The sequence below is a fragment of the Frankia sp. AvcI1 genome, from assembly GCF_001420875.1.
Classification (GTDB): domain Bacteria; phylum Actinomycetota; class Actinomycetes; order Frankiales; family Frankiaceae; genus Frankia; species Frankia alni.
Window position 1 is genome coordinate 14,786 of record NZ_LJFZ01000017.1, and the last position, 14,849, is coordinate 29,634.

Genomic DNA, 14,849 nt, shown 5'->3' on the forward strand with positions numbered 1-14,849 from the left:
NGCGGTGATCGAGCGGGTCTGGCGCGAGGGCGGTCGCTTCGACGGCTGGAACGAGCACTTCTCGTTCGAACGCTGGGAGTCGGCGTGCGCCGCCGAGCTCGAACCGCTCGGGGTCTCCCTCGACTGGTTCACGACCCGCGAGCGCGACGAGCGCGAGGTGCTGGCGTGGGACCACCTCGACGCGGGCCTCGACCGGGACTGGCTGTGGGCCGACTGGCAGGAGGCGCTGCGCGAGACCGAGCTCGACGACTGCCGGTGGACCCCCTGCTACGACTGCGGCGTCTGCCCCACGATGGGGACGGACACCCAGATCGGCCCGACCGGCCGGTCGTTGCTGCCGGTGGTGGGCGTGTCGGCGGGTTCGCCGGTGGTCGCCTCCCGGGTCGAGGTCGCCGAGGTCGTCGAGTCGGCCGACTCGGCCGAGTCGGCCGGGGCCGGCAGCGGTGCCGGCGACGGGCCGGCCGGCGACGTCCGGCTCGACCCCGCTGCGGTGGGTAGTGGCACGCCGGCCTGAGGGGCCGCCGCCCCCGCCGGTGGTCCAGCGGGTTCGCCTGCGCTTTGCGAAGCGAGGCAGGCTGCGATTCCTGTCACATCGGGATGTGGCCCGTACCTTCGAGCGGGGGCTGCGCCGGGCGGCGGTGCCGATGGCGTATTCGGCGGGTTTCAGCCCGCATCCCCGGATCTCCTGGGTGGGTGCCGCGCCCACCGGCGCCGCGAGCGAGGCCGAGTACGTCGAGCTGGCGCTGGCCGTGACGGTGGAGCCGGCGCTGCTGCGGGCCGCCCTGGACGCGGCGCTGCCGCCCGGACTGGACGTGGTGGGCGCCGTGGCGGCCGAGGGCGCCGGACTCGCCGAGCGGATCGACGCCTCCCGGTGGGTGGTGCGGCTGCCGGGGGTCGCGGAGCCCGAGCTGCGCGGCGCGGTGGCCGAGTTGCTGCGCCGTGATGTCGTCGAGGTCGAGCGCGCGACCAAGGACGGCCGGCGCCGATTCGATGTGCGTGCGGCCATGGTCTTGGCCGTTTGTCGTGCAGAGAACGACACGTGTGCGATACTGGAGATGGTCGTGCGGCACACGACGCCCGCTGTGCGACNAGACGACGTGNTGACCGCCCTTGGCGTGGTAGCCGGTCTGCGCCCGTCGGTGCCGCCCGAGCCAACCCGGCTGGAGCAGGGCCGACTGCGCGAGGATAGGACGCTGGCGGACCCGCTGGCGCCGGACCGCAACGACGCTGGCCGGCTGGCAGGTCGGTCATCAGCGTGATGCAGGGCGTCGCAGGCTTTCCCGGTGGCACCCTAGCCGGACCGAGACATTGGCTTCTGCGCGGCCGCGACTGCACGAGGCAGCGCGCCCGGGAGCCCGAGAGGCTTCTTAACCCGTGCCCGACGATGATCTGACCACTCAGACCGAATCCGAATCCACTCGCCCAGCGCCGCGTCGGCGCAGGGCCGCAGGGCGGGCCGCCGGTCCGCCCCCCGAGCACCCGGACGGGTCCGCTCCCGACGGCGCCGTGGCAATCGCCGCCCCGAGCGTGACCAGCGACGCGGCCGGCTCCCCGGCCCCCGCGGCCGGTTCCGGCGACGACGCCGTACCGCCCGGCGAGCCGGCGTCCGCCGACGCAGCGCCCGCCCGCCGGCGAACGAGGACCAGCTCCACGACGCGCACCCGCTCGACCCGGGCGAAGGCGGCCGACACGAGCGTTGCGGCCACCTCCGACCCGACCGAGGCGCAGGTGGCTGCCACGGCCGAGCCGGCCGTCTCCGGGGCCGTCCCGCCCGACGACCCGGCCACGTCGTCTGGCGTCACGTCGCCGGCCGTCACGCTGCCGGCCGTCACCGCCTCGTCCGAGACCGCCACGCCCGCCGGTGGCAGCGCCGCTGCCGGTGACGTCACCGGCGAGGGTGCCGAGCCGGCCGCGCCGGCCCGTCGTACCCGGGCGACCCGCAGCCGCCGCGCCGTCCGTGACGTCGCCGCGGCGGAGATCCCGACCCCGGAGATCCCGACCCCGGCCGAACCCGTGGCCGAAGCCGACGCGACAGCTCTGCCTGTCGCCGGAGCGCCGTCCAGGGAGACCGCGGCCACGCCGCCTGTCGAGGACACGCCGAAGCCCAAGCGGACCCGTGCCCGGCGGGCCACGTCCGGCCCGGTGACGGCACCTGCCGTACCCCCCGCAGCCGAGGCCACCGCCGCTGCGACGGAACCCGCCGCCCCTGGCGCTGCCACGGAATCCGCGGCGGCCGAGGCCCCTGCCTCCGAGCCGTCGGCTGCCGAACCGGCGCCGGTGGCCGCCACCGAGCCCACCGAGGCCGGAAGCGGGGAGCCCACCAGGACTCGAGCCACCCGTACCCGGACCACCAGGCGTCGCGCGACGGCCGCGAAGGGCGCCCCCGAGGCCGCATCCGGTTCCGCGCCGGCGGCGGAGGCGCCGGTCGCCGGATCTTCGGCTGCCGACGTTCCCCCCGGCCCGGTCCCGACGAGCGAGGTTTCGGCCGAGGAGAACCCCACGGTCGCCGTCGCCGAGCCGTCCGCGGTCGCTGGATCGTCGGCCGTCGCCGAGCCACCCGCAGTCGAGTCGCCCGCCGTCCAGCCGTCCGCCGTCCAGCCGTCCGTCGTCGACGCCGTCCAGCCGCTCGGGGTCTTCGAGGCCCCGGCCACGGGCACGCCGTTCGGTTCGGCTCCCGTGTCCACACCCGCCACAGGTTCTGCACCCGCCGAGGGACAGGCACCCGCCGAGGGACAGGCACCGGCCGAGGACGAGCCGGCGCAGCCCGAACCGGCCGCCGCCGAATCGGCGCCGGCCGGCACCCGCACCCGGACGAGGACCCGGCGGGTCACCGCCCCGACCTGGGCCGGCATCGGCGACGAGCCGCCCGCCGAGCCCGTCTCTCGCCCGGCGGCCCGCCGTCCGGTGGCGATGGTGACCTTCCAGGCGCCGGAGCCGGCGGCCGCCGAGGCGCCGCGCTGGCGGCGTGCCGACGCCGTCGGTGCGGACGAGGCGGGACCCGCCGTCGAGCCGGCGCCGACCGCCGCCGCCGAGCGGCCCGTCGAGGCGGAGCCTGCCGACGATGACATCGACATCGACACCGTCGTCGAGGAACTCGCCGCCGTCGACGAGGACGGCGAGTTCGACGAGGATGACCAGGCCGGCGGGTCGGGTTCCACCCGCCGCCGGCGGCGTGGCCGGCGGGGTCGTGGCCGGGCCCGCGGCGACGAGGACGGCACCGAGACCGACGTCGAGGACGGCGCCGGCGAGACCGACGAGGCCCCGCACGCCGCGGCGGCCGCGGACGCCGCCGATCGTCCCGGGCGGGGCGGCGAGCTGGAGCCCGCCGCCGCGGACGGCGGCGAGGCGGCGGAGCGCGCCGAGGACGGCGACGACGACGACGAGGACGATCGCGCGGGCGGTTCCCGCCGGCGTCGGCGGCGGCGTCGGCGTGCCGGCGGCGACGAGCCGGCGGTGGTCGACGACCCGCCGAACACGGTCGTGCACGTTCGGGAGGTCCGCCGGGACGAGGACCTGGTCCGCGGCCTGAGCGGCTCGACCCGGCTGGAGGCCAAGCGCCAGCGGCGCCGTGAGGGCCGCGACAGCGGCCGGCGCCGCCCGCCGATCGTCACCGAGGCCGAGTTCCTCGCCCGCCGCGAGGCGGTCGAGCGTCGCATGATCGTGCGCCACGCCGGCGACCGCACCCAGATCGCCGTCCTCGAGGACAGCGTGCTGGTCGAACACTTCGTCACCCGGGCGAGCTCGGCGTCGTACGCGGGCAACGTCTACCTCGGCCGGGTGCAGAACGTGCTGGCCAGCATGGAGGCGGCGTTCGTCGACATCGGCAAGGGCCGCAACGCCGTCCTGTACGCCGGCGAGGTCAACTACGACGCCTCCGGGCTCGACGGCCGTCCCCNCAAGATCGAGCAGGTGCTCAAGTCGGGGCAGTCGGTCCTGGTCCAGGTCTCCAAGGACCCGATCGGCCACAAGGGCGCCCGGCTCACCAGCCAGATCAGCCTGCCGGGGCGCTACCTCGTGTACGTCCCGGACGGGCAGAACGCCGGCATCAGCCGCAAGCTGCCCGACACCGAGCGGGCGCGGCTCAAGAGCATCCTCAAGAAGATCACACCCGAGGACGGCGGCGTCATCGTGCGTACCGCCGCCGAGGGTGCCAGCGAGGCCGAGCTCGAGCGTGACATCGAACGGCTTGCCGCGCAGTGGGAGGACATCCAGCNCCGCGCCAAGAAGGCATCCGCGCCGTCGCTGCTCTACGGCGAGCCGGACCTCGTCGTGCGCGTGATCCGCGACATCTTCAACGAGGACTTCACCGAGTTGGTCGTCCAGGGCTCCGGCGAGGCCGCGACGATCGAGGAGTACATCGACGCCGTCGCCCCCGACCTGCGCCCGCGCATCCGCCGCTACACCGGGTCCGGGGACGTCTTCGTCGACTACCGGGTGGACGAGCAGCTCGCCAAGGCGCTGGACCGCAAGGTCTGGCTGCCGTCGGGCGGATCGCTGGTCATCGACCGCACCGAGGCGATGACGGTCATCGACGTCAACACCGGCAAGTTCACCGGCAAGGGCGGCAACCTCGAGGAGACCGTCACCAAGAACAACCTGGAGGCCGCGGAGGAGATCGTCCGCCAGCTCCGGCTGCGGGACATCGGCGGGATCATCGTCATCGACTTCATCGACATGGTCCTGGAGAGCAACCGGGAGCTGGTCCTGCGCCGGCTCACCGAGTGCCTCGGGCGCGACCGCACGCGCCACCAGGTCGCGGAGGTGACGAGCCTCGGGCTGGTCCAGATGACCCGCAAGCGGGTGGGCCAGGGCCTGCTGGAGGCATACAGCGAGCCGTGCGTGCACTGCAACGGCCGCGGCGTGCTCATCCACCTCAACGGCGGCGGGCACGCCCACCAGCCGGCCGCCTCCGCCGCCTCCGCCGGCTCCGGCGCGGGCCAGTCCGAACCGGCCGCGGTCGGATCCGGGTCCGGCGGGTCGGGCCGGCGCTCGCGCGGCGCCGCCACCCGTGCCGCCGGGGGCCCCGCGCTCGTCGCGGCCGCCTCGGTCGGTGCTGCCGTCGGGGCCGCCGAGGTGGCAGACGGCGTCGTGTCGGCGGCGGACCTCGGCCAGCCGGCCGCGGCGGGCGACGACGACGCCGGCGTGGTGGCCGGCGCTGCCGGGGGTGCCCCCGACTCGCCGTCGGCGCCCACCGGCGCGGTGGCGGACGCCAGCGCTGTCGGACCGATCGTGACGGCGAACGGCAACGGCCACGTTCCCGCGGGAGCGGTGACGGTGGCCGCCCCGGCGGCCCCCCTCGCACAGAGCGGTGGTGGGGCCGCGACACCGCCTGTGTACGCGAATACCGACGACCCCGACAGCCTCGCCACCGCCGACAGCGGTGGGGCCGCCGGCAAGCCCGTCCGGAGCCGGCGGCGCCGGGCGTCCCGTCCGGTGTCGAAGCCAGCCGAGTCGCTGGAGTCCGTGCCGCCCTCGGCGGAGTCCACCGGCGCCTGACCGGCCGCGGCAGGCACTGCGCGTGCCCGCCGCGCCGAGCGGCGCGGGCACGCGAGCCCAGGTAGGTCGCCCCGTCCCGTCCGGATTCCTTCGGACGGGACGGGGGGGGGGCGGCCGACCGGGAGGCGCGGTCGGGCTGAGGCGGCCTCAGGCGGCGGTCGGACCGGCCGGAGTCTGCGACGTGGCCGGGCCGGAGCGGACGAACCCGCGGCCCGGGTTCTCGCGCATCAGCAGGTCCAGGGTGGCCCGGGAGCGCGACAGCGCGACCTCGACGGCCTGGTGGGCCCGCCCCGCGTCGCCCATCTGCAACGCGTATGACGCGATCGTCAGCGACTGGACGAGATCGTCCTGATCGGCGAGGTCCGGGCTCATCCGCTGACGCGGCGAACCGTCCTGCCCCGCATCCCCGCTCACCGGCTGCGTCGCGGGCACCCCCCAGGCGGCCGGATCCCGACGCCGCAGGGCGATCCATCCCGCCGCCATCGCGGTCCCCACGAGCCAGCAGGCGCCCGCCCACGGCGGCACACCGGCGAAGGCCGTCAGGGCCAGGCCGACCACGACCAGGGCTGCCAGCGCGCCGGTCGCGGCCGGCACCGTACCGGGAACCGAGCCGTGGCGGCGGGCCGCCTCGGCCGCTGGGCGGCATNCCACGACGAGCGCCATGGCGGTCCCGGCGCCCGCGGTCCAGACGAGCAGTTGCCAGACCATCCCCATCACCCCCGACGCGACGTTGCTTCCCACGATGCTGTCTGCGGCGTCGAAGCCTCACGATCCATCGTGGAACTGCGCCATGTGGACGTTCCATGCTTCTCCTTCCCCGGCCGGCTCCACCATGGCCCGTCCGGGTCATCCGGAGATATGGCCCGCATGCGGGGGGACAGCGGGACGCGACCGGGGGTGACCGGTCCGCCTGCGGTTCGGCGGGTCCCGGCCGGCTGGCGCCCGCCTCGGCGTCTGGCGCACGCCTCGGCGTCTGTCGTCGCCCCGGGCGGCCGTCGGCGGGGACCACCGGCGCGGCTCCCGATCGTCACCCCCGCGGCGATGACCTGTAAGGTGGAGTCCGCGCGTTCATCCGGACTGGGCCCGGCCCACCGGAGGAGCCGCTCGACGGCTGCTGTGCGGCCGGCGGCGGCGGGGGGCGCACCCAAAGCTCCGCGGGGAACGTGGTTCCGTGCGGTCACAGCGGTTCAACAACAGCAGGGAGATCTGGTGTACGCGGTCGTTGCCAGCGGCGGCAAGCAGCACAGGGTCGCCGTCGGCGATGTCGTCGACGTCGAACTCCTTTCCGGGAAGCCGGGCGCGGCCGTGAACCTTCCGGCGCTCCTGCTCGTCGACGGCGACTCGGTCACCCACGAAGCCGGCGCGCTTGCGTCCGTCGAGGTGACCGCCGAGGTGGTCGGCGTCGTCAAGGGTCCGAAGATCCGGATCCACAAGTTCAAGAACAAGACCGGCTACCACAAGCGTCAGGGCCACCGCCAGAAGCTGACGCGTCTCAAGGTGACCNGCATCGAGACCGGGAAGGCCTGAGCGAGATGGCGCATAAGAAGGGCGCGAGCTCCTCGCGCAACGGTCGGGACTCCAACGCCCAGCGGCTGGGCGTGAAGCGTTTCGGTGGGCAGTTCGTCAAGGCCGGCGAGATCATCGTCCGCCAGCGCGGCACCCACTTCCACCCCGGTGAGCTGGTCGGCCGAGGCAAGGACGACACGCTGTTCGCACTGTCGGCCGGGCACGTGCAGTTCGGCCACCGGCGCGGCCGCCGCGTCGTGAACGTGGTCGAGCAGGTGGCGGCGCCCGCCGCCTGACTTGCCCGGGCGGTGATGCCGGCCGGCGGAGCCAGACCTGGCTCCNCCACCACAGCGCCGCCCCGACGCCACGCACACAGCCGCGCGCATCATCCCGCCTGGGTTTGGTGCGCGCGGTTTTGGCATGTACGTACGCACGACGGGGATGAGGCGGGCCGCCGGCTGACGGCGGCACGCGGACCGTACGAGACGGACCAGGGAAGAGGGGGCAGCGATGCCGACCTTCGTCGACCGGGTGGTGTTGCACGCGGCGGCCGGCGACGGCGGCCACGGCTGTGCCTCCATCCACCGGGAGAAGTTCAAGCCGCTGGGCGGTCCGGACGGCGGTGACGGCGGCCGCGGCGGCGACGTGCGCCTCGTCGTGGACCCGAGCGTCACCACGCTGCTCGACTTCCACTTCCATCCGCACCAGCGGGCCTCGCGCGGCCGGCCCGGGCAGGGCTCGAACCGCAGCGGCGCGGACGGGGAGGACCTCATCCTCCCCGTGCCCGACGGCACGGTCGTCCTCACCGGCGACGGCGAGCAGCTCATCGACCTGGTCGGGGCGGGCAGCGCGTTCGTCCTCGCCCGAGGCGGTCGCGGTGGTCGGGGGAACGCGGCGCTGGCCTCCGCCCGGCGCAAGGCCCCCGGATTCGCCGAGCTCGGCGAGCCCGGCGAGTTGCTCGACGCCGTCCTGGAGCTCAAGACGGTGGCCGACGTCGCGCTCGTCGGCTTCCCCAGCGCGGGGAAGTCGTCCCTGGTGTCGGTGCTGAGCGCCGCCAAGCCCAAGATCGCCGACTACCCCTTCACCACCCTCGTGCCCAACCTCGGAGTGGCCCGGGCGGGGGATCATCCGCCGTACACGGTGGCGGACGTCCCGGGTCTCATTCCCGGCGCGAGCGAGGGGCGTGGCCTGGGCCTGGAGTTCCTCCGGCACATCGAGCGCTGCTCGCTGATCGTGCACGTGCTGGACTGCGCGACCCTCGAACCGGGACGCGACCCGCTGACCGATCTCGACGTCATCGAGGCCGAGCTCGCGGCGTACTCCGCCGATCTGTCCGACCGTCCCCGGCTCGTCGTCCTCAACAAGATCGACGTGCCCGACGCCGCCGACCTCGCCGACCTGGTCACCGCCGATCTGCGAGCCCGTGGGCTCGACGTGTTCGCGGTGAGCAGCGCCACCCGGCGGGGGGTGCACGCGCTGTCGCTGGCGTTGGCGGAGCGGGTCGCGGCGCTGCGGGCGGCGGCGCCGAGCCGCGCGGCGACCCGCGTCGTCCTGCGCCCGCGGGCGGTGAACGAACCCGACTTCACCGTGACGTCGCACGGCGATGGTTTCCTCATCTCCGGGGCGAAGCCGCAGCGGTGGGTGCGCCAGACCGACTTCACCAACGACGAGGCCATCGGCTTCCTCGCCGACCGGCTCGCCCGGCTCGGGGTGGAGAAGGAGCTCGCCCGCCTCGGCGCGACCGCGGGCGTCGAGGTCACGATCGGCGACGTCACCTTCGAGTGGGAGCCGACCCTCAGCGGCGGCGGGCTGGGCGGCGCTGGGCTGGCCGGCGATGGCACCGCCGTGGATCTTCTCGGCGCCGACGAGCCGGGAGCGGGTGCCCAGGCCGCCGCGGCGGGGGAGCGGAGCCCGGGCGTCCCGACGGCCGCGCCGCCGCGTCCCGCGGGTCGCGCGGTGGCCGCGACGGCCTCCCTGGGGCCCCGGGGCAGCGACGACCGGCTCAGCGGCTCGGTCCGGCTCACCCGGGCCGAGCGGATGGCCCGGGCGCGGCGCGCCCGCCTGTCCGACGCCGACGCCGACGCCGACATCGACGCCTCGGGCGCCGACGCCCGGACGGGCGGCGCCGTCGACGCGGACGCGTAGGCGTCGGCATGCGGGCGTTCGTGGCCGACGCGCAACGGGTCGTCGTCAAGGTCGGGTCGTCGTCGCTGACGACGGCGGCGGGCGGACTCGACGTCGCCCGCCTGGAGGGGCTCGTGTCCGCGCTGCTGCCCCGGGCGGGGCAGCTCGTGCTCGTCTCCTCCGGGGCGATCGCCGCCGGTCTCGCCCCGCTGGGGTTGGCCCGCCGGCCGCGTGACCTCGCCACCCAGCAGGCCGCGGCCAGCGTGGGGCAGAGCTCCCTGGTCCACAGCTACGCCGCGGCCTTCGGCCGGGCGGGCTTCCGCGTCGGCCAGGTGCTGCTGACCGCCACCGACGTCATCCGCCGCACCCACTACCGCAACGCGCGGACCGCGCTCGACCGGCTCCTCGAGCTCGGCGTCGTGCCGATCGTCAACGAGAACGACGCGGTGGCAACCCAGGAGATCCGCTTCGGCGACAACGACCGCCTCGCCGCGATCGTCGCCCACCTGGTGTCCGCCGACCTGCTGGTGCTGCTGTCGGACGTGGACGGCCTCTACGACGCCAACCCCCGCCACGGGCCGGCGAACCTGCTGCGCGAGGTCCGCTCGGATGCGGATCTCGCCGGGCTCACCGCCCGCGGGACGGGTACCGCCGGCGTCGGCGTCGGCGGCATGGCCACCAAGATCGAGGCTGCCCGGATGGCCGCGTCCGGCGGCGTCACCGCAATCATCACCTCGGCGGCGAACGCCGCGCCGGTGCTGCGCGGCGAGGAGGTCGGGACGGTGTTCCACCCCACCGGCCCGCGCCGGGCCTCCCGGCTGCTGTGGCTGGCGCACGCCACCGCGCCGGAGGGGCTGCTGCGCCTGGACGACGGAGCCGTCGCGGCCGTCGTGCGGCGGCGGGCGTCGTTGCTGCCGGCCGGGGTCACCGGCATCGAGGGCGACTTCTCCGCGGGCGACCCCGTCGATCTCGTCGATCCGGGCGGTCGCCCGGTGGCCAGGGGGCTGGTGGCGTTCGACGCGGCGGAGCTGCCGGCGATGCTGGGGCGGTCCACCGCCGAGCTCGCCGCCGAACTGGGCCCCTCCTACGAACGGGAGATCGTGCACCGGGACGACCTCGTCCTGCTGCTGCCGACCCGCTGATCTTCCTCGCCGCCCCTTCGTACCCGCCGTCCCTACCGCCCCCTCGTTCCCTCGCCGCCGTGGCGAGCCCCTGCGGTGCGTTCTGGACGGTGTCGGCCCGCGGACCGCGCAGAACGCACCGCGGTCCGCGCGGTCGCGCCGTCGGGCCGTCGGGGCGGGGGGCGGGGGNTTCGGGTCAGGGGGTGGTCTCGACCCGGCTGCCGTTCGTGCCCTTGACGACCTGGATCTGGTTCGGGATGCGCTGGCGCAGGTCGGCGACGTGGCTGACGACCCCGACGAGCCGGCCGCCGGAGCGCAGCTCGTCGAGCACGCCCATCACCTCGTCCAGGCTGTCGGGATCCAGCGTCCCGAAGCCCTCGTCGATGAACAGCGCGTCCATCCGCCGCCCGCCGGCCTCGGCGGTCACGACGTCGGCGAGGCCGAGGGCCAGCGACAGNGCGGCCTGGAAGGTCTCGCCGCCGGACAGCGTCCTGGTGTTGCGCCGCCGGCCCGTCCACGCGTCCTCGACGAGCAGACCCAGCCCCGCCCGTCGACGCCGGTCGCGTCGCTCCTCGGTGTCGTGGACGAGGGTGAAGCGCCCGCCGCTCATCGCGGCGAACCGCCGGCTGGCCGCGGCCGCCACCTCCTCCAGCCGGGCCGCGAGCACGAAGCTCGACAGCGGCATTCCCTCGGTGTTGCCGCCGCGGCCCGCGGCGAGCTCGGCGAGCTGATGCAGCTCGTCGGCCTCGGCGCGCAGGGGACCCAGCGCGGTGAGATCCGCGGTGAAGGTGGTGTGGAGGGCGGCGAGCTCGGCGNCCCGCCCGCTCGCCCGCGCGAGCGTCGCGACGGCGGACTCGTGTGCCTGGCGAGCCTCCTCGGCGGCCGCGGCGTGCTCGGCGAGGGGCACCGTGATGTCGGGGTCGACGGCGAGATCGTCACCGGCCAGCGCCGCGGCGACCGCGGCGGTCTCCTCCCGGTACTCCAGGACCTCCTGCTCGGCGGTGCGTCTCCAGGGCTCGTCGCGGACGGCGGCGGCGGCGTCGTCCAGGTCGACGAAGCCGGCCTGGCGCACGAGGTCGAGCGCGGTGAGGCCAGCCCGGACGTGCTCCGCGCGGGCCCGTTCGGCCGCCAGCTCCGCCTCGTGCGTGGCCTCCTGGTCGGCGGCGAGCGTCGTCACCGCGTTCAGCCGGGCCGCCAGGGCCTCGGCGTCGCGCAGGTCGGCGGGAACCGCGGTAAGCCTCGTCGCGGCCAGCCGGCGCATCTGCGCGGCGCGCAACCGGGCCGCCTGCTCGCTGGACCGAGCGGCCGCCAGGCGGGCGGCGGCGTCCTTCTCCTCCTCGTACACGGCGAGCGTCGCGGCCTCGGCGGGGGTCAGATCCGCGGTGGCCCGGGTGCGGGCCGCCACCAGGTCGTCCACTCGGGCGGCGAGCTCGGCGAGCCGGTGTGCGGACGCGGGCGCCCGGTCGTCGAGCAGTTCCACGACCTGGAAGCGCCGGACCTGTGACAGCGGGTCGGGCGGTTCGTCCGCGCCTGCGCCGGGCGGGACCGGCGGGACCGGCGGGACCGGCGGGACTGGCGGGACTGGCGGTTCCACGGAGTCGGACGGCTCGCGGGCCAGCTCGGCATGCAGCGTGCGGATCTGCGTCTCCCACCGGTCGGCGGCGCGCAGCGCGGCCGCCGCGTCGGCGCCGAGGCGGTCCGCCGCCTGCTCGGCGGCGGTCTCCTCGTCCTTGCTCACATGATCGGCACGGACCTCCGCCGGATCGGGGTGTTCGCACGCGCCGCAGACCGGACAGGGCGTGTCGTCGACGAGCGCGGCGGCGAGTTCCGCGGTGATTGCGTCGAAGCGCTGCCGACGCACGTCCCCGGCGTGCGCCCGGGCTGCGGCGGCGCGGTCGCGGGCGGCGTCGGCGTCGGCACGGGCGCGGTGCTGCTCGGCGACCGCGTCGGCCAGTTCGCGGGTCCACCGGGCCCGTTCGGTCAGGGCCGGCAGCGCGGCGCCGGCGCGGCGTGCCGTGGCCACCCGGGACTCGGCCGCCGCCCGGACCGCCGGCAGCTGCGCGTCGATCCGGCCGGTGAGCGCCTCGGCGTCGCGCCGATGCTCCTCGGCCTCGCGCTCGGCCTCCCTCGCGGCCGCGTCGTCGTCCTCGGCCTCCGCCAGGGTCCGCGTCAGACCTTCCAGCCGGCCGACCTCGACGTGGGCGAGCCGAATGAGGCCGGCGAGCTCCTCGACGCCTTCGGGCTCCCTCGGATCGTCGCGCTGATGGGCGGGGAGCGTGCCGGCGGGCAGCGTGCCGGCAGCGAGGGTGCCGGCAGCGAGGGTGCCGGCGGGGAGCAGGCCCGGGGGGTGCTCGGCCAGGCGCTGCCGGGCGGCGTCGGCGGCCGCCCGGGTCTGCTGGGCGGTTGCGGTGCGCCGGCGCAGCTCGGTCAGCGCGGGGGAGACGACCGCGGCCCGCCGAGCCGCGTCGGCGTCGTCGGCGAGCCGATCGACGGCGACCCGGCGGTCGTCCAGCTCGTCGCGGCGCGCCGTGAGCGCCCGGCGCCGGTCGATGCGGCGGACGAGATCGCGGGCGTCGGCGAGCGCGGCGTCGGCGGCGGCGCGGGCCTGGCCGGCCGTCCGGTGCGCGGCCTCGGCCGCGGCAGCCGACGCGTCTGCCTGGCGGGCCAGCTCGGTGGCCCAGCCGGGGTCGTGCGTCGGGTCGGTGGGCTCGGCCACCCCGGCGACCTGGGCGATTCGCGCGGCCACCCGACCGAGCTCGGCCGTGGCGACCGCCAGCCCGTCGCGGCCGGTCTTGGCCCGGTCGCGCAGCCACTGCTCGGTGAACTCGAAGNGGCCGACGCCGAACAGGGTCTTGAGCAGCTTCTCCCGGTCGTCGTGCCCGGCCTGGAGGAAGTCGGCGAATCGTCCCTGCGGCAGCATGATGACCTGGAAGAACTGGTCGTGGGTCATCCCCAGCAGCAGGCCGATCTCGTGGCCGACGTCCTGGGGGCGGGTGGCGAGGGTGTCCCAGCCGTCGGCGGTGTGCCGGTCCAGCCGGGCGGTGGGATGGGTCCGGGTGGTGCCGCCGCCGCGCCTGGGCCGGTCCCAGGCCGGGCTGCGGGTGATGCGGTAGCGCCCGGCCGAGACCGAGAACTCCAGGCTCACCTCCGGTCGGGCCGAGGCGTCGGCGTGATGGGACCGCAGGTCCGGGCCGCCGGCGATCTTTCCCCGCAGGCCGGGGACCTCGCCGAACAGCGCGAAGCCGATCGCGTCGAGCAGCGTCGTCTTGCCCCCGCCGGTCTCGCCGCACAGCAGCAGCAGGCCGCCGCCGCTCACCCGGTCGACATCGACGTCGACCTGCCCGGGGAAGGCCCCGAACGCCGCCAGGCGCAGCCGGTGGGGGCGCATCAGGCCGCCTCCTCGGCGATCCGGGCCGCGTCGAGGGCCTCGGCGAGCAGCGTCCGCTCCCGCGGCGACGGATCGCTGCGCACGTGCGCCACGAACGCCGTGGCGATCTCCAGGTCGCTCCGGCCGCGGGTCCGTTCGCCGAAGCTGCGCTCGTCGGCCGCGCCGGCCGGCGGTTCGTGGGCGAGGCGCAGCGCGTGGGGGAAGCGCCGTTGCAGCGTCGCCATCGCGTCACCCGGCCGCACCGGATCGGTCAGCACCGCCGCGACGAAGTCCCGTTCGTGGGCGGCGAAGGCCGCGGCGGTCAGCAGCTCGTGCAGGGTGCCGCGCAGCACCGCCATCCGCCGTTCGGTGGGCACCTCCACGTCGCGGACCGTCCGGATCCCGTCGCGGCCGATGTCCACCAGCAGGGAGGTCTTGCGGTCGGCGGCCTCCGAGAAGGAGAAGGCCAGCGGCGAGCCGCTGTAGCGCACGGCCGGGGTGATCGCCTGGGGGCGGTGCAGATGACCGAGCGCGGTGTACGTGATGCCGTCGAACAGGCTCGACGGCACATTGCCGACCCCGCCGACGGAGATGTCGCGTTCGCTGTCGCTGCCCGCGCCGCCGGTGACCCAGGCGTGCGCGAGCACGACGCTGCGGGCGCCCGGGTGGCCGGCGAGGTCCGCCCGCACGGCGCGCATCGCGCGGCGCATCGTCGCGGCCTGCGAGTACGCCGCCGCGCCGGCCGTGTCTGCGCCGGCCCTGTCTGCGCCGTACGGGTCCGTGTCCGGGTTCGCGTCGGTGGGCTTGCCGGCCTGCGGTGCCGGCAGCAGGGCGTTGGCGGTCGTCGGCTCCAGATAGGGGATCGCGTAGATCCGCACGGGGCCGTCGCCGTCCTCGACGACGACGGGGACGCCCACCGCGGCCGGGTCCGTCCTGAGCCGGATCCGCGGGTCGAGCAGGCCGGACTTGTCCCCCAGGCGGCGGGCGGCGTCGTGGTTGCCGCTGATGGCCACGACCCGGGTGCCCGCGTCGCGCAGCCGGGACAGCGCCTCGTCGAACAGTTCCAGCGCGCGCACCGGCGGGATGGCGCGGTCATGCACGTCGCCGCCGACGAGGACCACGTCGACGGACTCCGCCCGGACGACCTCGACGAGATGGTCGACGAACGCGGCCTGGGCCGGCAGCAGGTCGTGGCCGTGCAGGCCGCGGNCGAGATGCCAGTCGGAGGTGTGCAG

The 14,849-nt window shown here is 76.0% G+C and carries 7 protein-coding genes and 7 pseudogenes; 10 read left to right on the plus strand and 4 right to left on the minus strand.

Features of this window, described 5'->3' with window-relative positions; translation table 11 throughout:
• Nucleotide 1: 1 nt before the first annotated feature.
• From UK94_RS56535 to proB, 10 genes and pseudogenes are all read left to right on the plus strand, one after another.
• A pseudogene (locus tag UK94_RS56535) lies at nucleotides 2-514 on the plus strand (B12-binding domain-containing radical SAM protein); the annotation flags it as partial.
• Nucleotides 498-1,089: TIGR03936 family radical SAM-associated protein (locus tag UK94_RS17885; RefSeq protein ID WP_235488469.1), on the plus strand; the 592-nt coding region annotated here is incomplete at its 3' end. The pseudogene UK94_RS56535 and the gene UK94_RS17885, both read left to right, overlap by 17 nt.
• Nucleotides 1,090-1,101: 12 nt before the next feature.
• Nucleotides 1,102-1,259: pseudogene (locus tag UK94_RS56540) on the plus strand (radical SAM protein); the annotation flags it as partial.
• Between the two features lie 115 nt (nucleotides 1,260-1,374).
• Nucleotides 1,375-3,895: pseudogene (locus UK94_RS56545) on the plus strand (ribonuclease E/G); the annotation flags it as partial.
• A gap of 1 nt (nucleotide 3,896) precedes the next feature.
• A pseudogene (locus tag UK94_RS56550) lies at nucleotides 3,897-4,213 on the plus strand (ribonuclease E/G); the annotation flags it as partial.
• Nucleotide 4,214: 1 nt separating this feature from the next.
• Nucleotides 4,215-5,496, plus strand: a pseudogene (locus UK94_RS56555) (ribonuclease E/G); the annotation flags it as partial.
• 1,209 nt (nucleotides 5,497-6,705) lie between these two features.
• The coding region (rplU, locus tag UK94_RS17900) for a 50S ribosomal protein L21 (protein WP_235488471.1) at nucleotides 6,706-6,999 on the plus strand (294 nt) is incomplete at its 3' end.
• A gap of 29 nt (nucleotides 7,000-7,028) precedes the next feature.
• Nucleotides 7,029-7,298, plus strand: coding sequence for a 50S ribosomal protein L27 (rpmA, locus tag UK94_RS17905; protein WP_009739808.1), 270 nt, complete (start codon nucleotides 7,029-7,031; stop codon nucleotides 7,296-7,298).
• A gap of 214 nt (nucleotides 7,299-7,512) precedes the next feature.
• The gene (gene obgE, locus UK94_RS17910; RefSeq protein WP_011603100.1) at nucleotides 7,513-9,147 is read left to right on the plus strand and encodes a GTPase ObgE; all 1,635 of its coding nucleotides are present in this window, start codon (nucleotides 7,513-7,515) and stop codon (nucleotides 9,145-9,147) included.
• 8 nt (nucleotides 9,148-9,155) lie between these two features.
• A complete protein-coding gene (gene proB, locus UK94_RS17915) occupies nucleotides 9,156-10,268 on the plus strand; it encodes a glutamate 5-kinase (RefSeq protein ID WP_041939021.1) in 1,113 nt (370 codons plus the stop codon).
• A 175-nt stretch (nucleotides 10,269-10,443) separates the two neighbouring features.
• Here proB and UK94_RS56560 read toward each other — a convergent pair.
• The 4 genes and pseudogenes from UK94_RS56560 to UK94_RS17925 form a co-directional block, all read right to left on the minus strand.
• On the minus strand, nucleotides 10,444-10,704 hold a 261-nt coding region (locus tag UK94_RS56560; RefSeq protein WP_235488472.1), incomplete at its 5' end, for a hypothetical protein.
• Between the two features lies 1 nt (nucleotide 10,705).
• Nucleotides 10,706-10,932 (minus strand): annotated as a pseudogene (locus UK94_RS74235) (hypothetical protein); the annotation flags it as partial.
• 2,147 nt (nucleotides 10,933-13,079) lie between these two features.
• Nucleotides 13,080-13,635: pseudogene (locus tag UK94_RS56565) on the minus strand (SMC family ATPase); the annotation flags it as partial.
• Nucleotides 13,635-14,823 (minus strand): exonuclease SbcCD subunit D C-terminal domain-containing protein (locus tag UK94_RS17925; protein WP_268761422.1); only part of this gene is annotated, 1,189 nt, incomplete at its 5' end. The gene UK94_RS17925 and the pseudogene UK94_RS56565, both read right to left, overlap by 1 nt.
• Nucleotides 14,824-14,849 lie beyond the last annotated feature (26 nt).